Below are 18,541 nucleotides of genomic sequence, written 5' to 3' on the forward strand. Positions count from 1 at the left end.
CAGGGTGGGAGCCGTGTGAGTTCGGGCACCGCGATTCAGAAGACCCAAAACCAGCTCTGTAACGCTAGGCTGGAAGACGTGAAAAAGCCCGCGAACCCCACGCTTACAGACGTACCAACCCCCGGTGCATTGCGCATTTCTCGGTTCGTTTGGATTTTGGCCGGCGTGCTCTTTCTGGGCTTCGCAGCGAATTTATTCTTCGACACCTGGACTGGTCAATCCCTGGACTTTGGTCCGCTGGCCCTCGTAGCGCTGCTGGCCGTAGCCGGCATTGCGTTCTGCCTATTGGCCATCCGGCTGTGGAAGGGCGAACGGTCAGCGCGTGCCCAATTGACTTGGATCGGGTTGATTGCAGCGCTGCCTACCCTGCTGCGCATGGGACGCTATGCGATTCTTGCGGCCGTGGTGCTGGTCGCTGTGCTGCTGATGTGGACGCCTGCAAGCATCAAGTATTTCAAGCGCGTCTCGCCGAAGCCCAAACGAAAATAGTCGAGGGCCCAACCGCTTAAACGCTGCGGGACTCGCAACCTATGTGGTTACGAGTCCCGCAGCGTTTTTCTGCCTACAGCGCCGTGAAAGCGCGCTCCAGGTCATCGATCAAGTCGGCGGTATCTTCGATACCTACCGAGAGGCGAAGCAAGTTCACCGGAACGGCCAGTTCGGTGCCCTTGACCGAAGCGTGAGTCATCTCCGATGGGTAGTTCATCAGCGATTCGATGCCGCCAAGGGACTCGGCCAGAGTGAAGAGCCTAGTGCTTTCGGCAATCTTCCGGGCAGCGGCTTCGCCACCGGAGAACTGCACGGACACCATGCCGCCAAATCCACTCATCTGCTTCTTTGCGATCTCATGGCCGGCGTGGTCTTCGAAGCCTGGGTAGAGCACGCGCTCCACTTCCTTGCGTTCGCGCAGCCACGAAGCAACCTGGGCCGCGTTCTCGCTATGGGTGCGCATGCGCACACCGAGGGTCTTCAAACCACGGGTGGTCAGGAAGGCATCCATCGGGCCGGATACGGCACCTACGGCGAACTGGATGAAGCCGATCTTCTCGGCCAGCTCGTCGTCGTTCACGATGACCGCTCCGCCAACAACATCGGAGTGTCCGCCGATGTACTTGGTGGTGGAGTGCACCACGATATCTGCGCCCAAGGTCAGCGGCTGCTGCAGGAAGGGGCTGGCGAAGGTGTTGTCCACGACCAGCAGCGCGCCGGCTGCGTGGGCGATCTGGGCTACCTTGGCGATGTCGGTGATCTTCATCATCGGGTTCGACGGGGTCTCGACCCAGACAAGCTTCGCCTTGTTCTTCTCGATCGCGGCGGTCAAGGCTCGCTCATCGGACATGTCTACCGGGGTGTTCCCGATGCCCCAGGCCCCGAGCACGCGGTCGATCAGGCGGAAGGTGCCGCCATAGGCGTCGTTGCCCAGCACGATGTGGTCCCCCGGGCGCAGGATCGCGCGGATCAAGGAATCCTCTGCAGCCAGGCCCGAGCTGAAGGAAAACGCGTGTTTGCCGAATTCTGCGCCGGCCAGCTGCGTCTGGAGCGAGTCGCGGGTTGGGTTGGTGCCGCGGCCATATTCATAACCGTTGCGCAATTTGCCGATCGCTTCCTGCGCATAGGTCGAGGAGAAGTGCAGCGGTGGTACAACAGCGCCGGTCACCGGTTCAAATTCCTGACCAGCGTGTACGAAACGAGTATTTGATCCCTGAGTATTTTCGGTCATGACGTTCCTGTCCTTGTGATGGAATTCTTTAGCGGGTGACGTAGGCCAGCAGGTCCGACGCGGACAATGCGGCGACTACGTCTCCGCCTTGCGTCAGCAATACCGCCGGGTGCGTTGCCAGCATTTCTTGGGCCCGGGCGACTTCTTCGCCCACGCCGAGCAGCGGAATCGGCAGCTGCGCAAGGTCCGCCAGCGTGCTGGTGGCCTGAGCGCCGGCCAAGAGCGCGTCGGTGATGGCTGCCGCGCCGAGTACCCCACGAATTTCGCCAATCCGGGCGGGCAGCTGGCCGGTGGCCACGATCAGCGCCTCAGCACCCGACTCGCGCAGCGCCTTGGCGGCCTGAGCCAAGGTGGTTTCGGGAGCAACGGTCGGCTGTGGCTGCGTGGCTAGCGCGCGGGCAATGCTCGATAATTCGGAGTCCGCATCGCCGGTGAAGCCTTGGGTGAGCATCCAGGAGTCGTTGAAGATCTTCGCCAGATAGCCTCGGCCGCCATCGGGCGCGATGACCACCACGACGTCGTCTTCGCTCAGATCCTTGGCTACGCGCAACGCTGCCACGATGGCCATCCCTGAAGAGCCGCCTAGCAGCAGGCCCTCCTCGCGAGCCAGCCGGCGAGTCATTTCGAAGGATTCAGCGTCGTTGACTGCTTCGACGACGTCGGGCACCGCAGGATCGTAGTTGCCCGGCCACATGTCCTCGCCGACGCCTTCTACGAAATATGGGCGGCCGGTGCCGCCGGAGTAGACCGAACCATCCGGGTCCGCGGCGATGACCCTAACCGGACCGCCCGCACGGTCGGCGGAGATCTTTTTGAGGTAGCGCCCGGTACCGGTGATGGTGCCGCCGGTGCCCGCGCCGATCACCACGTGGGTGAGCTTGCCGTCGGTATCGTTCCAGATTTCCGGGCCGGTCGACTCGAAGTGGCTTTCCGGGGCTCCGGGATTGGAGAACTGGTCTGGCTTATAGGCGCCATCGATCTCGCGGACCAGACGATCCGAAACACCGTAGTAGGATTCTGGGGATTCCGGGGCAACTGCGGTCGGCGTCACGACGACTTCGGCGCCATAGGCACGCAGTACGTCACGTTTTTCCTCGCCGACCTTGTCGGGGGTGACGAAGATGGTCTTGTAGCCTTTTAGCTGTCCAACCATTGCCAACCCGACACCGGTGTTGCCACTGGTAGGTTCGACAATGGTTCCGCCGGCCTTCAACTCACCGCTTTGCTCTGCACGCTCAACCATTTTCAGGGAGATGCGATCCTTGATGGATCCGCCCGGATTCAGATATTCGAGCTTGACCAACACGGTGGCTTTGATACCGTCGGTCACGCGATTGAGTTTGACGAGTGGCGTGTTGCCAATCAGATCTAGAACTGTAGACGCATACTTCATGTCAAGAACTTTACCGGCGGATGTCACACATGTCGTGGCGGCTCGTAGCTTTGCGTCATCCAATAGCCATCGCTGGCCTGAAATGTTAGCGGTAGATCCGAAACGGGGGAAGAGGAACTGAGCGTGCAAACACCAGCAGTCAGCAGCACCTACGACCCTCAGCGCCCGGTGAACCTGCTGAAGTCCTTGGCAATCATGCGTCGCGGCCTCGGCGACCCGACGATCCGGCTAACGGCGACGGACGCCTGGATAGCCTTCATCACGCCCTTGGGAGATGCGACGCTGCACATCTCAAAAATGTCGCTCAATGATGCCGCTCAATTCAGTGCATGGGGTCCTGGCGCACAGTGGGCCATCGATCATGCGCCAGACCTTTTGGGCAAAAAGGATGATTGGGCGAGCTTTGACCAAAGAGATTTCTTCACGGCCCTGCCCGAAATTGTGCAGCGCCAGCGCATCGAGCACCGGGATCTGGTTTTGCCACGAACCCACCGGCTCTTTGAGCATGCCGCCGGTGCAGTGCTGGAACAACGCGTCACCGGTATCGAAGCGAATCATGCCTGGCGCTGGCTGATCCGGCACCATGGAAGGGCAGCGCCCGGCCCAGTACCCGAGGGACTTCGGCTTTTTCCGCAACCGGAACAAGTAGCTGCGCTCAAACGCTGGGATTGGCAAAGCGCCCGAGTCGATAATCAGCGGGCACAAACCCTGAACAGGCTAGCGTTCGCAGCTAGCCGTTTGGAATGGTGGGCCACTCATGATTTGGCTGAGAAGAAACCGCAGGCAAGCGGTGCCGGCACACTCGAAGCTGCGTTGCTGGCCGTGCCCGGCATTGGCCCCTGGACGGTGGCCGAAACCTTGCAGCGTTCCCACGGCTCTCCCGACCACATTTCGGTCGGGGACTTCCATTTGGCCGGGTTCGTTGGCCAGGCGCTGACCGGCCGTCGCATCGACGATACGCAAATGCTTGAGTTGTTGTCCCCGTTTGCCGGACAGCGCCAACGCGTTATTCGGTTGCTTCTGCTTTCCGGCCAGAAAAAGCAAAGCTTCGGGCCACGCTACGCCCCATTGGATCACCGAGGTCGTTAGCAGCCCGAAGCTTTAGTTGCTAGATAACTGTTGTACTACTCCGCCTGTGCGCCTTCCTCGGCGATCTGTGCGTGCACCTCGGACATGTCGATGCCCTTCACTGCGGTGACTAGATCTTCGAGCTGTGCCGCATTCAGGACACCAGGCTGGGAGAAAACTAGGACCTTTTCGCGGAATGCCATCACGGTCGGAATTGACGTGACGTTGGCAGCGCGGGCCAGACCCTGTTCGGCTTCGGTGTCCACCTTTGCGAACACTACGTCCGGGAACTTTTCCGAAGTTTGCTCGTAAACCGGCGCGAACTGACGGCAAGGACCGCACCACGCTGCCCAAAAATCAACGAGCACAATGCCATTGTCTTCAATCAGCTGGGCGAATTCTGCTTCGCTCACATTTTTAGTTGCCATGCTTATACGGTAGCCGAATTCAGTCAGAAATACGTAGCTGAGAGAGATTGAACGCAGTGCGAAAGCCCGAGATACCGGGATATTTGCGTAATTTTCGCGGGAAGCAAAAAACTCCCAGATCCTAAGATCTGGGAGTTATTTGTGGCAGATACTGGATTCGAACCAGTGAAGGCGTTGCCAGCTGATTTACAGTCAGCCCCCTTTGGCCACTCGGGTAATCTGCCCTGTTTGTTCACGTCGGAACGAGAAATAACTCTACAGGAGTTTTCCAGAGTTGTGAAATCGAGGGGCGTATTTTTGATGTAACCCTGATCACAGCCCAAATTCATGTTGCTAAACCGGTAGGCTATGAAGCGAATTGGACCCGTAGAACACCAAGGAGAAATCACATGGCTAGCGATTCCACTTTTGATGTCGTCAGCAAGGTAGACAGCCAAGAAGTCGCCAACGCACTACACCAGGCCCAGAAGGAAATCGTTCAGCGATACGACTTCAAGGGCGTCGGAGCCGAGATTGATTACAGCGGCGAGAAGATCCTGATGAAGGCCAACGCCGAGGAGCGTGTCAAGGCTGTGCTGGATATCTTCCAGTCCAAGCTGGTCAAGCGCAACATCTCGCTGAAGTCCCTAGATGCTGGGGACCCATACGCATCGGGCAAGGAATACCGCATCGAAGCGTCCATCGTTGAGGGCATCGCCCAGGACGTTGCCAAGAAGATCAATAAGCTCATTCGCGACGAAGCACCGAAGGGCGTCAAGTCCACCATTCAGGGTGACGAGCTACGCGTTTCCTCCAAGTCCCGCGACGACTTGCAGGAGACCATGACGCTGCTGCGTGGCTTCGACGAAGCCGACCTGCAGTTCGTGAATTTCCGCTAGGCCAATGCCGGAGCGCTAGGCCATCACATGGTGGTTTAGCCGGAGAATGACAAAGCCGTTGCCAACAATCAGTTGGCAACGGCTTTGTCGTCGCATAGCGAAGTTTCAATCGCAGATTTAGTGGCCGCGAGCCATGGCTTCCAAGCGGGCGACGCGGTCGTCCATCGGCGGGTGGGTCGAGAACATCTGCTTCAGGCGCGATCCGAAGGGGTTCGCGATCATCAGATGCGAGCTGTTCACCAGCTTCTGGTCCTGCGCGGCCAGCGGGGCGGCGCTGATCCCGGACTCAAGCCGGCGCAAAGCACTGGCAAGGGCCAGCGGATCTCCGGTGAGTTTGGCGCCATCTTCATCCGCGTCGAATTCACGGGTTCGGCTCACTGCCATCTGGATGAGCGAAGCAGCCAGTGGTGCCAGCAATGACATCGCGATCAGCGCAATCGGATTAACGTTTCGGTTGTCCCGTCCGCCGAAGAACAGCATGAATTGGGCGACGGCGGTAATCACACCGGCGACGGCCGCGGCCACCGAAGAGGTGAGGATGTCACGGTTGTACACGTGCATCAGTTCATGGCCCAGGACCCCACGCAGCTCGCGCTCATCGAGCAGCTGCAGGATTCCCTCGGTACAGCACACTGCGGCGTTCTGCGGGTTGCGTCCGGTCGCAAAGGCGTTAGGCGAGGTAGTCGGGGATACGTAGAGACGCGGCATCGGTTGCTGCGCGTTGATCGAGAGCTCGCGAACGATTCGATACATGGCTGGCTGATCCGCCTCGGTGACCGGATAGGCGTGCATCGAGCGCAAGGCAATCTTGTCGCTGTTCCAGTAGCCGTAAGCGGTGGTGCCCACACCGATCAGGGCAAAGATCCAGATGAATGACCCGTTTCCACTTCCGAAGGAAATCAGCGATCCGAGCGCCAGCAGGAGGGCAAACATGCCGCCGAGCAAAAGCGCGGTTTTGAAGCCATTATTGTGTTGATGCACCTTAGGTCCACTCCCCGTGTACGAAATCCCATTGCGGTTCTCTTTAGTGTATTTGAACGAGCCGTTTGATGGTTTTGTTCCCAGCAGAAGCCCGCCACAAGCGATGCGAGATGAATCACGGCGCGGTTTATTGGCGCGAAGTGACTGCGCTTAGCCGTTGGGCATAGCATCGACTCATAATGCTCTGATCCATGGCGCACCTCGTGGCCCGTGGTGACTCGGTGGAAGTGGAAACGATTAACTAATGAGTTCAGGCAGCACTAAACCAGTTCGCTCCGAACATTCCCTTGGACTGATCCAAGGCACGACCGCATATTTGGTCTGGGGTCTACTCCCCCTGTATTTCCTCTTGCTGCCTGAAATCTCAGCCTTCGAATTCGTCGCCGTGCGGATCGTCTTCTCGCTGATTTTCTGTGCCCTGTTGCTCTTCGCAACCAAGCAGATTCGCTTGTTCCTCAACATGTTCAAGGATCGCCGGACGATGGGCCGGCTGGCCCTGGCCAGCGTGCTGATCGCGGTGAACTGGACGCTCTACGCCGCAGCGGTGCTCACCGGCCATGTCCTTGAAGCGTCTCTGGGCTACTTCATCAATCCCATCGTCGCTATTGTCCTCGGCGTGATCGTCCTGAAGGAACGGCTGAGCCGGTTGCAATGGTCCGCCTTGGCTGTTGCGACCATTGCGGTGCTGGTTTTGACCTTTGGTCTAGGCCGAGTCCCGTGGATTTCCCTGGGCTTGGCGTTTTCCTTTGGCTTCTACGGACTGGTCAAGAGCCAGGTGGGGAAAAGCGGCACTGCCCTTGGCGCACTGACTATGGAAACGCTCATTCTGGCGCCGCTAGCTGGCGGCTTCCTGATCTGGACGTCGAGCCAAGACACATCGGTATTTACCGGGGTTGCCTTGCCGATGCTGGTGCTGTTGGCCACCAGCGGCATTATCACCGCCGTGCCGTTGCTGCTCTTTGGCGGGGCGGCACGTCGTCTGCCGCTGAGCACCCTGGGCTCGTTGCAGTTCTTGGCTCCGATTATGCAGTTCATCCTCGGCCTGCTGGTTTTCGGCGAGGCCATGCCGGTGGAGCGTTGGGTCGGTTTCGGCTTGGTCTGGGCAGCGGTTGCACTGATCATTCTCGACATGGTTCGAACTTCCCGGGCCGGCCACGACCCGGAACCAAAACAAGTTAGTTAACCCACTAGGGGCCTGGTTCAGCTGAACCAGGCCCCTAGCGTTTAAACGAGTTACACGTGCTTGCGAATCGCTGCCTCTAGGACATCAAATGCTTCGCTCAGCAGAGCGTCACCGATGACTAGCGGAGGCAGCAGGCGCACCACGTTGCCGTAGGTGCCGCAGGTGAGAATCAGCACGCCCTGCGCTAGGCATTCCGCAGCGATCTTCTTAGTCAGATCCGCATCTGGCTCCTTGCCCCCGGCCTTGACGAATTCGAGGGCGACCATCGCGCCGCGGCCTCGGACGTCGCCCAGTGCGGAAATTTCCTTCTGCAGGGCACCGAAGCGGTTGAAGAACTGCTCTTCGATCTCGCGCGCGCGCCCGGCCAGATCTTGCTCTTCCATGAACTTGATGCTTTCCAGAGCTGCGGCCACCGCGACAGGGTTACCACCGTAGGTGCCGCCAAGTCCGCCGCCATGAACCGAATCGAGCAATTCTGCGCGTCCGATGAGGCCCGACAACGGCATGCCGCCAGCGATCCCCTTGGCTACGGTCACCAGATCGGGTTCGATTCCTTCGATTTCCGAAGCAAACCACGCGCCAGCGCGAGCGAAGCCGGCCTGGACTTCATCGGCAACGAAGACGATGCCGTTTTCCTTGGCCCACTCGACCAGACGCGGCAGGAAGCCGGTGGCCGGGACAATGAAGCCGCCCTCGCCCTGAATTGGCTCGATGATGATCGCGGCGATCTGGTCGCCGCCAATCTGCTTCTCCATAGCCAGGATCGCGCGCTCGGCTGCTTCCTTGCCGGAGATGTTCGGGTTCTCTTCGCGGTAGGGGTAGCTCATTGGCATCCGGTAGATCTCCGGAGCCAGCGGACCAAAGCCGCGCTTATATGGAGCTGCCTTGGCGGTCAGTCCCATGGTGAGGTTGGTACGCCCATGGTAGGCGTGATCGAAAGCGACAACTGCCTGACGGCCGGTAGCAACACGAGCAACCTTGATCGCGTTTTCTACCGCTTCGGCCCCGGAGTTGAAGAATACCGCACGCTTTTCGAAGTGGCCCGGAGTGATCGCTGCAAGCTTCTCAGCTAGCTCGATGTAGTTCTCGTATGGGGCCACCATGAAGCAGGTGTGGGTGAAGCGCGCCGCTTGTTCGGCAACTGCTTTGGCCACCGCGGGGTTGGAAGCTCCCACGGAGGTTACCGCGATGCCAGAACCGAGATCAATGAGCTGATTGCCGTCAACATCGACGATAATTCCGCCATCTACATCGGCTGCGTAGACCGGCAGGCTTGATGCCACTCCGGCTGCGACTGCCTTGGCCCGGCGGGCGCTCAGTGCCTGGGACTTGGGTCCTGGGAAGGCACCAGTAATCTGGCGTTTCTGCTCAATGCGGTAAGTTACGTCCACCGTGTTTCCTTTCGAAAATTCTTGCCGGCCCTTGTTGCCGGAATGACTCTATCTAGAACAATATGGCTGTGCGGCTTATAGCTCTACCCGTACCAGCACAATAATGAACCATATTCATAGTGCACTTGCACAGAGAAAAAGCCTCTTCCTCTCCGGATAGTTATCCGGAGAGGAAGAGGCTTAGCTGTTTAGGCAGTGGCCTAGTGTTTATTCGTTGCCTGTGGTGGCCGGCTCGACATCGTCATCGTGCTTTTCCGGATTGCGCGAGAGATTCACTAGGCTGATCGCCAGACCGCCCCAAATGGTCAGCATGGCGATGATCATGAAGGTAATTGCAATTCCGCTCATGGCTAGAACTCCTTTCCAACTGGATCAGGCAGTTCTTCTGCCTCAACTTTTTTCTGATGTTCCGCAAATTCGGGATCATTCAGCTTCGATTTCTTGCTCCATGGAACGAGCGAGAGCAGCACGGCACCGACGATCAGGGCGCCTGCCATGCCCCAGCCGAAGACACCGTTGAACCAGACCGGGTAGCCGGAATACGGCTCGGAAATCTTGGTCTGGATCTCGTTGATCAGCATGTAGCCGAGCGCAGCCGGACCGATGCCACCAACAAGAACCATCCACCCGGTACCCAGCTTGATGGAGCTGTGGCGGTTCAGGTGCTTGGCCAGCCGCGGCAGCATGCCTAGGCCAGCGCCGAAGACAATGATCAGCACCAAGGCACAGGCGAGAATGCCGAACTGGTTCACGAACGCGTCCATCGTATCCAGCAGGTACAGCCCGGTCGTGGTTGGGAACAGAACCATCGAGATCAGCGCAACCGGAATGGTCACCACCAAGGTGGCGGCCTTGCGGTTCCAGCCCAGCTTGTCCTGGAAAGCCGCCACGATAACTTCGAGAATCGAGATCAACGAAGTAATCCCCGCAAAGACCAGCGAACCGAAGAACAGCACGCCGATGACCGAGCCGAATGGCGCGGCAGAAACGATGGTTGGGAAGGCGATGAAGGCCAATCCAATACCGCTGGTGGCTACATCTGCAACCGCGGAGTTCGCGTTGTAGGCCATGAAGCCCAGCGCCGCGAAAACGCCAATGCCGGCAAGCAGTTCGAAGCTGGAGTTGGCGAAGGCCACCACGTAGCCCGAACCGGTCAGGTCACTCTTGCGCCTCATGTACGAGGAGTAGGTGACCATGATGCCGAAGGCGATAGACAGGGAGAAGAAGATGTGGCCGAAGGCCGCAGCCCACACGCCTGGGTTCGACAGCGCTTCGAAGTTCGGGGTGAAGAAGGCGTTCAGGCCATCGACTGCTCCGGGCAGGAAGACCGACTGGACGACAAGGATCAAGAACATCACGATTAGCAGCGGCATAAAGATGCCGTTGGCACGTGAAATGCCCTTGTTGACGCCAGCGACCATGATGATGATGGCTACCAGCCAGACGCCGAGCATTGGCCCGAAGACCCCGCCCACAATATCCATCGAGACACCGGCTTCCGGCGCGACCTGGAGGAAGCCCTCCGTGAAGAAGGTCGCTGCGTCATCGCCCCAAGCCTTCGTGATGGAGAACCAGCAGTACATGGCTGCCCACGCGATGATGGCCGCGTAGTAGATGGCGATAATGAAGCAGATCAGTACCTGCCACCAGCCAAGCACCTCGGCCTTGCGGCTCGCGCGGCGGTATGCCAGCGGGGCCGAGCCCCGGTAGCGGTGGCCGATCGAGTAGTCCAGGAATAGCAGTGGAATACCTGCGCAGAGAATTGCGACGAGGTAGGGAATGAGGAATGCGCCGCCGCCGTTCTCGTAGGCGACATAGGGGAAACGCCAGATGTTTCCCAGACCAACGGCTGAACCAATCGCCGAGAGAATAAAAAGCTTGCGCGACGAGAACGTCTCGCGCTTGCCTTCAGCGAGTGGAGCGCCCTTTTTCAAAGATGGAGTGCTCATGGCACTAAACTAGCGCAAGTGGTTCACATTATGGGCAATTCTCCAAGAAAAATGTCCATAATCTGAACAATCTGATTTTTCGGGAACTTTTGCGCGGCAACCTAGAATTGCAGTATGGCAATCACATTACGCGCCCTATTGGCCCTTGACGAGCTGGATCTTCGTCCGCTCAACGATCATTCGGCAGCCAATAACACCGCAATCACCTGGGGCGCGGTCACCGAACTTCTCAACCCGGCAGACTTCCTCACCGGCCGAGAAATCGTGCTCACGACAGGCGTTCGGCAGAAAACCACTGCCAGCCAACGAGAATTCGTCAAGACCCTCGCGCAGAACGATGTCGTGGCTTTGGGATTCGGCACAGGTTTGGGCCATAAAAACGTCCCGGCCTCAATCTTACAGACAGCAAATGAGGTTGGACTACCGGTCTTCGAAGTTCCCTATCAGATTCCCTTTGCCGCAATTACACGAGTCATCGCCGAGGCGCTGAATGCCGACCACCTGCAGCGGCTCGAACGACTGCTGCGCTCGCACCAGCGGCTGACCCGCGCACTGCTATCCTCCGATCTGGACACCATGCTCGGCGAACTGGCTCGGATTCTCAAGACCGATGTCGCTTTGACGCTTTATGGCGAATGCATCAGTGGCAGCTATGACGAGCAGCGCGATTGGAATAGCTTGCCGGTGGCCACCGGCGTCCGCGACAAATGCATTTTGCACCTAGCGCAGCCGTATGCACCGGATCCGTTGATCGAATACGCGCAGTCGCTGATCGGACTTGAGGTAGCCAACAATGCTCGACTGCTCGCTTCAGAGCGTCAATCCAACGGGCAAGTGTTGGCGGATCTGGCCACCGGCACGCTGGCCGGAGCCGATGCTGCGGTCAGAATCGGCGCGCTTGGCCTCAACCCGAAGCGCGAGCATGCGGTGATCTTGATTCAGGCGGCCGAGCACCCCGAACGCTTATCGGCTTTGCCGCTGCCTGCAGAACTGAGTTCACAGGTTTCCGTCATCATCGAGGATCGTCTGGCGATCATCGTGGCGCATAACCAGCTGCAACTCTCGGTTCGACGGCTTGATAGCTATCTGTATGAAGCGGGTATCACCGCACGGGTGGGATATGGCGGGCGCTACCCGAATACCTCGGGCATCCGGTGGAGCTATTTTGAGGCACTCGAAGCCCTACGCCATGGCGATCGCGTCAACGTGCCCAATAAGTTGTCCCTTACCTCGCTGCTGCTTGCAGCCCGCGATGTGCCCTTACAGGACCTAGCCGAGGAAGCCTTGGGGCCAATTCGCAAATTTGATGCAACTCACGATGCGGATCTGGAGCAGACGCTGCGTGAGTACCTTAATCGTGACGGCTCGGTCGGTGCCGTTGCGGAATCACTGGGCTTGCACCGCAATACCGTGCGCTATCGAATGCAGCAGATATCGGAGCTCACCGGGTACGACCCGAACGTCACTAGCGATCGAGTGCAGCTGTGGATCGCGTTGAGCGCACTTGAACTTGGCTAATTCTCGATAGGATAAAGACATGGCTGACATGTTTCTTGAGAAGTTCCGTTCCCTGGTCCCCAAATACCTTGAGGACCAGTGGAATGAAGCTGATGGATTGACCGCCGAAGAATTGGCTGAGGGGCTGGCTCAGTCCGGGGTTTCCATTCCTTTTGTGCTCGAAGAGTTCTACCTCGCGGTGGGTAATAATGAAGACTTCACCGAGGCTTACCACTTCTTCTTCGACCCCGAAGAGCTGGAAATCGACGGGGACTACTTGTTGTTCCTCGAAGACGAAGAAGAGAAATACGTGTGGGGCTTCAAAGCCTCCCAGCTCGACGTCCCGGATCCGATCGTTTACCGCCGTAACAATGCCAAGGGAACCTGGGCCAGCGAAGAAGGAACCTTCAGCGAATTCACTTTGGACCTGTTCAGCTGGGTCTTTGAAGAACTAGCTGCCGAACTGGACGACTAGTGCTGCATAGTTCCCACGAACCAGCGGGCTATCGTTGCCCTTTTTGTGAGCTTGTCAATGAGCAACCATTTAGCGAAGGCAACCTCTGCGCGCCGAGCGATCTGATCTATCAGACCAAATTGGTCGCAGCGATCATGGCCTGCGATGGTTTCGGGAACTACGGTGGGCACGTGATGATCATTCCCACGGCGCATTTGGAATCGCTCTACGATCTTGATGAGCAAACCGGGTCTGCCATCATGTGGGAGACCAAGCGCGTCGCGTTGGCGATGAAATTGGCGTGGAATCCGGAAGGCACCAGCACCCGTCAGCACAACGAGCCTGCGGGCAATCAGCACGTGTGGCACTATCACCAGCATGTGTTCCCGCGGTACGCCGATGACGAGTTGTACCGCCAGTTGCGCCACCGCGTCGGCGTCGAAGAACGTGCGCAGAAGGCCGCGGAGCTGCGCACGGCGGTACTCTCCGCCAGCCACCCAAACCGACTTCAGCAGGCGGAAATCATTCGCTGAGCGCGGATTGCGTTTGTCCCCTTCACCATGCGCCCTGCACCGGCTACGGTTATGGGAATAAACCGGCTACGCTCTTTGGTGATGGTGATGGTGCAACGCAGTAAAGACACGCATAAACCCACGATCCTGGCCGTTCTCGCGGTCTTCATTTCCTGCGCCGTGCTCTGGAGCATGACTCAAGCGACACCCAGCGCGGCACAGAACTGGCTAATCATAGCGTGGATTATTCTGGCTTCCGCGGCGACCGCAGGCATGCTCAATACCCCGAAGGTTTCTCGGCTTGCGTGCTTGGTGATCACTCTTGGGTCGTTGGCTGTGGCGCTGTCCGCCAAGCTCTCGGGGATTAGCGAACCGCTGCTGCTCACCCCGTTCTTCGGTCTCGCATTTTGCTTCTTCCTGCAATTACTCGCCGCGAAAAAACCGGCAACGCCCTAGCAGATTAAAACAAAGCGCTGCTTGCGATCGAGATCGCAAGCAGCGCTTTAGTGCGTAGAACTAGGCTTCGCGGGTCACTACCGCATCGGCGAAGGAAATCAGCGCTTGCTTGATAGTTCCTTCAGGCAATGGCGCAAGTACGGCAATGGCGTCATCTGCCCACCGGCGGGCAACGTTCCAAGCCTCGGCGGTGGCCGGGTGCGCGGCGACCGCCGCGACGGCGACCGCCAGTGCCTCATCGGTGCTCAAGTCTGCCTCGACCAGTGCTACGGCCGCCTGCGCCGCTTCGTCGCCGTCCCGGGCTGCTTGGCGCAGCAGCAAGATTGGCAGGGTTGGCACCCCTTCGCGTAAGTCGGTGCCCGGAGTCTTGCCCGATTCGGCTTCCTTGGATGCAATGTCAATCACGTCATCGGCGACTTGGAAGGCGACACCGACCTTTTCACCGTACTCGCGCAATACGTCGATGAATTGCGGGCAGCCGCCGAAGTTGGCGCCGTAGGCCCCAGAGGTTGCCAGCAGGGAAGCGGTTTTGTCGCTGATCACCTGGATGTGGTGGGCGATCGCGTCTTCGTTTTCGTGCGGCCCAATCGACTCGTGCAGCTGGCCCAGGCACAAACGTTCGAAGGTCCGAGCCTGCCATTTCACCGCCTCGGTCCCAAGCTCGGCGCCAAACACCGAGGCGCGGGCGAAGATCAGGTCGCCTGCCAGGATGGCCACCGAGTTGCCCCAGACCTCATGGGCGGTCGGTGCACCGCGACGCATGGGAGCTGAGTCCATCACGTCATCGTGGTACAGCGTAGCCAGGTGGGTTAGCTCAACGATGGCGGCGGCCTTGATGACCTCGTCGTTGATGCCCTCTCCGAGCAGCGCCGTGAGCAGCACCAGCAGTGGGCGCACGCGCTTTCCGCCGGCCTCCACGAGGTGCCGGCTGGTGGCATCTATTAGCGGGTCGGAGTTGGCGATCGCGTCGCGCAGCAGCTTCTCAACCTTGGCCATGCCCATGGAGATGGCGGGACCAAACTCCGGGTCCTCGGCGATCAGCGCGAAGCCCGAGGGAAGATTGATGGCCGCAGCGAGTACCGCGGTTTCAGGATTCAGCTCAATCGAGTCGGACACGTCGTGTCCGGCTGCGGTCCAGTTGCTCTTGGAATCAGTCACTGTTTTACGGCTTACTTATCTTTCATCGGGTTGGTCATCGCAGGGTGCGAAGACTCCATGCATGCCAAATGCACGCAAACTTCACTCTAGCCGATGCTTACCACTCAACGTCTTCGGGCGCTCCGCAACCACCGTCAGTGACAGTCGGAGCACCTGAACTGTATTCGCCCCCGAGTTTACCGGTTGCTGCGGGCTCGGTGGAACAGACCCGCTGCATCTCACATGGGTGAGCAGCAGCACTTGGACAAGACCGTCGACCGCGTTGCGCGGTAGGCTTAGGCTTATCATGTCTGCCGATTCGACCGCTCTCACCGCCAGCGCGCATCAATCCACGACACCGGCTCTGACCAGTGTCACCTTCGATTTCAAAGATGCCGCGCAGTCACTAATTTCCGACTCCCTGCGCCACCACGCCATGGTGTGGACACGCAACGGAAATGGCCTCGTCGGGTTCGGCGTCGCCGCCCAGATCCACACTCAGGGCGAAGAGCGCTTCGCGCAGGCCCGCCAGTGGTTCGCGCAAATCATCGAGCTGGCGCAGATCACCGACCCAATTGCTCGTCCCGGCAGCGGCCTGGTCGCCTTCGGGTCCTTCGCTTTCTCCTTCACCAGCACTTTCGCCTCACGGCTGATCATCCCGGAGGTCGTGCTGGGCAAGGATGGAGATCAGGCGTGGATCACCATCACAGGTCCGGCGGCGAAGCTTGCCGGACTGCAATTTGCCGACGCGCTGCGCATGGCCGAAGCCAAGCTCGCAAGTTCGGGCATTCCCGCCCAAGAACCAGGGGAAATCGAACTCACCACCGGCCAGCTCACCGCTGGATCCTATCTGGAAGCGGTGACGGCGGCATTGGGCCAGTTCGAAGCGCGCGGCATCTCCAAGCTGGTGCTGGCACGCGACATCCTGGCCCGCAGCACCAAGCCCATTGATCTAGCCTCCGTGCTGCGCACATTGACCGAGCAATATGAAAATTGCTGGACCTATGCGGTTGATGGATTGGTCGGGGCGACTCCGGAGATGCTGGTTCGCGTCACCAACGGGCTGGCCGAGGCTCGGGTGCTGGCTGGCACGCTGGATCGGGCCACCGAAGGCGCTGACGCGTCCGGATATGCGCAGGAAAAGCTTTTCGAGGACCCTAAGCAACGCCACGAACACCAGTTGGCCATCGACTCGCTGACCGAATCCTTGAACCCGATATCCCATGGCATGCTCTCGCCCGATCAACCGTTTATCTTGCAGCTGCCCAACGTCTGGCATCTGGCAAGCGACGTGCGTGCGGAATTGCGCGCCGACGCCGATGGCCAGGTCCCATCGGCACTGGCTGTCGCCGAGATCTTCCACCCGACCGCCGCGGTGTGCGGCACTCCGACGAAGCCAGCCGGAGTCATGCTGCGCGAGTTGGAAGGCATGGACCGCGGCCCCTATGCCGGGCCGGTGGGTTGGGTGGATAGCCGCGGAGACGGCGAATTCGGTATCGCCCTTCGTGGCGGCATGCTCGAAGCCGAGAATCTCATGCGGCTCTACGCTGGTTGCGGCATTGTGCCCGGTTCCGAACCCGAAGCGGAGTTGGCCGAGTCGTGGGCCAAAATGCGTCCGATGCGCCAAGCGCTGCGAGCAGAATAGAATTTCAGCGGGCCTCGCCAAGGCATATCTCAGCATAAGTAACACTTAGGCTTTGCGTCTCATGTGTGATGGAAATCTCGGTCTCGCGTGTCCGTGGTTATGATTGTTTCTACGCAATGATCCACTCGCATTACCGAAAGTAGGTTCTGATCCTATGCGTCCTCTTAAGAAGCGCTTCGTATCAACTCTCGCCGTTTCCTCGGTGGCCCTCCTGGCCTTCACCGCCTGCGGCTCAGATGGCGGTTCGGGGACCTCCACCGAGTCCGAAGGCAGTGGATTCCCGGTCAACGCCGGCAAGCTAACCATCTGTTCAGATATCCCCTACGAGCCTTTCGAATTCGTCAAGGACGGAAAGAACGTCGGCTTCGACATGGACATCGCTGCCGAAATCGCCAAAGATGCAGAACTCGAACTGAATGTCATCGATGCCAGCTTCGACTCGATCGAGTCGGGCCTCTTCAACGTTCAATGCGATATTGCGATCTCCTCGGTCTCCATCACCGAAGCCCGCGCAGCAAAGATGGACTTCTCCACTCCCTACATGGACGACGATCTAGTGCTGATCGCGGCCGAAGGTTCAGGAATTACCGATTTGGAGTCCGCAAAGGACAAGAAGGTCGGTGTGCAGCAGGCGACCACCGGCGAGAAGTACGCCAAGGAGCAGGGCCTGAATGACACCATCGGTTACGAAGATGCAGGCCTGCAGACCCAGGCACTTCTTGCGGGCCAGGTCGATGCGCTGCTGGGCAACCAGTCGGTACTCGGCTACACCATCAAGGACAAGCCAGGCTTCAAGGTCGTTGCTGACTTCAAGACCGGTGAACAGCTAGGCATCGCAGTGCCAAAGGAACAAGCCGAGACCCTCGAGCTGGTCAATGGCACCCTGAAGCGCCTGACCGATGCAGGAACCATGGAAGAACTGACCGTGAAGTGGTTCGGCGAAAAGTAATTCTGCACCGCTGAACGCATTATCACCGAGCGGAGTCGAGACGGGACTCAACGAGCCCTCGTCTCGACTCCCTCACCTTTACGAGAGGTTTTCAAGCATGGCAATGACCACAAGTCAGCGTGCCCGCATGAGCAAGACCATCCAGATCGCGATCTTTGTTATCGCGATCATCGCGATACTGTTTGCCGTGGATTGGGAGAAGACCCGCTACGCGTTCTTCTCCTTCGAAAAATTGGGACCGATGTTCCCGGACATGATCCTCATCGGCCTGAAGAACACCCTGTTCTACACGGTTATTTCCTTCGCATTTGGCCTGACCCTGGGCCTCATCCTGGCGCTTATGAAGATGGCCTCATTCGCCCCGTATCGTTGGTTTGCCACGGCATTCATCGAATTCTTCCGCGGTATCCCGGCAATCTTGGTACTGCTGGCCTTCGGCTTCGGATTGCCTCAGGCCTTCGGAACCAACTGGCCGCAACCGGTGAACGTGATGTTCGCCCTGGGTCTGGTCTCCGCAGCCTACATCGCAGAAACCTTGCGTGCGGGTCTGCAGGCAGTGCCTAAAGGGCAGACCGAGGCCGCGCGGTCCTTGGGCATGCCGGCATGGCGCGCGATGGTCACCATCGTGATCCCGCAGGCGTTCAAGATCGTGCTTCCACCGATGACCAACGAAATCATCTTGCTGACCAAGGACACCTCCTTGGCCTTCATCCTCGGTGCCGCCTTCGCCCAGTACGAGATGACCAAGTTCGGTCGAGACGGCATCTCATCGCTGGACGCGGGCATCACCCCGCTGGTAGTCGCTGGTCTGCTTTACCTAGTCATCACCATTCCATTGAGCTTGGTTGCTCGTAAGTTCGAATCCCGCTCGGCGCGGACCAAGCGATAGTTAGGACTAGA

At 58.9% G+C, this 18,541-nt stretch carries 19 protein-coding genes and 1 tRNA gene; 11 read left to right on the forward strand and 9 right to left on the reverse strand.

Annotated features, from left to right (window positions below; all coding sequences use genetic code 11):
- The first annotated feature begins 78 nt into the window (after window positions 1-78).
- A complete protein-coding gene (locus LG294_RS12910) occupies window positions 79-489 on the forward strand; it encodes a hypothetical protein (RefSeq protein WP_404286315.1) in 411 nt (136 codons plus the stop codon).
- Window positions 490-562: 73 nt separating this feature from the next.
- Here LG294_RS12910 and LG294_RS12915 read toward each other — a convergent pair whose 3' ends face one another.
- Both LG294_RS12915 and LG294_RS12920 read right to left on the reverse strand, forming a co-directional pair.
- Window positions 563-1,720 (reverse strand): cystathionine gamma-synthase, encoded by a 1,158-nt coding sequence (locus LG294_RS12915; RefSeq protein ID WP_404286317.1) that lies wholly within the window; start codon window positions 1,718-1,720, stop codon window positions 563-565.
- Window positions 1,721-1,748: 28 nt separating this feature from the next.
- Window positions 1,749-3,113 (reverse strand): cystathionine beta-synthase, encoded by a 1,365-nt coding sequence (locus tag LG294_RS12920; RefSeq protein WP_404286319.1) that lies wholly within the window; start codon window positions 3,111-3,113, stop codon window positions 1,749-1,751.
- A 123-nt stretch (window positions 3,114-3,236) separates the two neighbouring features.
- Here LG294_RS12920 and LG294_RS12925 point away from each other — a divergent pair, with 123 nt between their 5' ends.
- Window positions 3,237-4,202, forward strand: coding sequence for a DNA-3-methyladenine glycosylase family protein (locus LG294_RS12925; RefSeq protein WP_404286321.1), 966 nt, complete (start codon window positions 3,237-3,239; stop codon window positions 4,200-4,202).
- Window positions 4,203-4,237: 35 nt separating this feature from the next.
- Here LG294_RS12925 and LG294_RS12930 read toward each other — a convergent pair whose 3' ends face one another.
- Window positions 4,238-4,609, reverse strand: coding sequence for a thioredoxin family protein (locus LG294_RS12930; RefSeq protein ID WP_404286323.1), 372 nt, complete (start codon window positions 4,607-4,609; stop codon window positions 4,238-4,240).
- A gap of 142 nt (window positions 4,610-4,751) precedes the next feature.
- Window positions 4,752-4,833 (reverse strand) — tRNA-Tyr (locus LG294_RS12935).
- A gap of 165 nt (window positions 4,834-4,998) precedes the next feature.
- On the opposite strand from LG294_RS12935, the gene LG294_RS12940 reads away from it, so the two are divergent.
- Window positions 4,999-5,487 (forward strand): YajQ family cyclic di-GMP-binding protein, encoded by a 489-nt coding sequence (locus tag LG294_RS12940; RefSeq protein WP_404286325.1) that lies wholly within the window; start codon window positions 4,999-5,001, stop codon window positions 5,485-5,487.
- Window positions 5,488-5,604: 117 nt separating this feature from the next.
- Here LG294_RS12940 and htpX read toward each other — a convergent pair whose 3' ends face one another.
- Window positions 5,605-6,468: a zinc metalloprotease HtpX gene (htpX, locus tag LG294_RS12945; RefSeq protein ID WP_404286327.1), complete on the reverse strand. Its 864-nt coding sequence runs from the start codon at window positions 6,466-6,468 to the stop codon at window positions 5,605-5,607.
- Between the two features lie 244 nt (window positions 6,469-6,712).
- On the opposite strand from htpX, the gene rarD reads away from it, so the two are divergent.
- Window positions 6,713-7,651 (forward strand): EamA family transporter RarD, encoded by a 939-nt coding sequence (rarD, locus tag LG294_RS12950; protein WP_404286329.1) that lies wholly within the window; start codon window positions 6,713-6,715, stop codon window positions 7,649-7,651.
- Window positions 7,652-7,701: 50 nt separating this feature from the next.
- Here rarD and gabT read toward each other — a convergent pair whose 3' ends face one another.
- From gabT to LG294_RS12965, 3 genes are all read right to left on the reverse strand, one after another.
- Window positions 7,702-9,042, reverse strand: a complete 1,341-nt coding sequence (gene gabT / locus LG294_RS12955) for a 4-aminobutyrate--2-oxoglutarate transaminase (protein ID WP_404286331.1) — start codon at window positions 9,040-9,042, stop codon at window positions 7,702-7,704.
- A 207-nt stretch (window positions 9,043-9,249) separates the two neighbouring features.
- Window positions 9,250-9,390, reverse strand: coding sequence for a methionine/alanine import family NSS transporter small subunit (locus LG294_RS12960; protein ID WP_096283508.1), 141 nt, complete (start codon window positions 9,388-9,390; stop codon window positions 9,250-9,252).
- A gap of 2 nt (window positions 9,391-9,392) precedes the next feature.
- Window positions 9,393-10,991, reverse strand: coding sequence for a sodium-dependent transporter (locus LG294_RS12965; RefSeq protein WP_404286333.1), 1,599 nt, complete (start codon window positions 10,989-10,991; stop codon window positions 9,393-9,395).
- A gap of 114 nt (window positions 10,992-11,105) precedes the next feature.
- Here LG294_RS12965 and LG294_RS12970 point away from each other — a divergent pair, with 114 nt between their 5' ends.
- The 4 genes from LG294_RS12970 (at window position 11,106) to LG294_RS12985 (ending at window position 13,910) form a co-directional block, all read left to right on the forward strand.
- Window positions 11,106-12,509: a PucR family transcriptional regulator gene (locus tag LG294_RS12970; protein ID WP_404286335.1), complete on the forward strand. Its 1,404-nt coding sequence runs from the start codon at window positions 11,106-11,108 to the stop codon at window positions 12,507-12,509.
- A gap of 19 nt (window positions 12,510-12,528) precedes the next feature.
- Window positions 12,529-12,963: a hypothetical protein gene (locus tag LG294_RS12975; protein WP_404286337.1), complete on the forward strand. Its 435-nt coding sequence runs from the start codon at window positions 12,529-12,531 to the stop codon at window positions 12,961-12,963.
- Complete coding sequence (locus LG294_RS12980; RefSeq protein WP_404286339.1) at window positions 12,963-13,475, forward strand: HIT family protein; 513 nt, start codon at window positions 12,963-12,965, stop codon at window positions 13,473-13,475. The genes LG294_RS12975 and LG294_RS12980 overlap by 1 nt, the downstream gene beginning before the upstream one ends.
- Window positions 13,476-13,562: 87 nt before the next feature.
- Entirely contained in the window at window positions 13,563-13,910 is a 348-nt protein-coding gene (locus tag LG294_RS12985) for a hypothetical protein (protein ID WP_404286341.1), read from the forward strand.
- A 60-nt stretch (window positions 13,911-13,970) separates the two neighbouring features.
- Here the strand turns inward: LG294_RS12985 and LG294_RS12990 are convergent, their stop codons facing one another.
- Entirely contained in the window at window positions 13,971-15,068 is a 1,098-nt protein-coding gene (locus LG294_RS12990) for a polyprenyl synthetase family protein (RefSeq protein ID WP_404286343.1), read from the reverse strand.
- Window positions 15,069-15,354: 286 nt separating this feature from the next.
- Between LG294_RS12990 and LG294_RS12995 the strand changes: the two genes are divergently transcribed.
- The 3 genes from LG294_RS12995 (at window position 15,355) to LG294_RS13005 (ending at window position 18,530) form a co-directional block, all read left to right on the forward strand.
- Entirely contained in the window at window positions 15,355-16,692 is a 1,338-nt protein-coding gene (locus tag LG294_RS12995) for an isochorismate synthase MenF (RefSeq protein ID WP_404286345.1), read from the forward strand.
- Between the two features lie 154 nt (window positions 16,693-16,846).
- A complete protein-coding gene (locus LG294_RS13000) occupies window positions 16,847-17,641 on the forward strand; it encodes a transporter substrate-binding domain-containing protein (protein ID WP_404286347.1) in 795 nt (264 codons plus the stop codon).
- A 97-nt stretch (window positions 17,642-17,738) separates the two neighbouring features.
- Window positions 17,739-18,530 carry an amino acid ABC transporter permease gene (locus LG294_RS13005; protein WP_404286349.1) on the forward strand — a complete coding sequence of 264 codons (792 nt, stop codon included), beginning with the start codon at window positions 17,739-17,741 and terminating at the stop codon, window positions 18,528-18,530.
- Window positions 18,531-18,541 lie beyond the last annotated feature (11 nt).

The organism is Glutamicibacter arilaitensis, from assembly GCF_044793945.1.
Taxonomy (GTDB): domain Bacteria; phylum Actinomycetota; class Actinomycetes; order Actinomycetales; family Micrococcaceae; genus Glutamicibacter; species Glutamicibacter arilaitensis_B.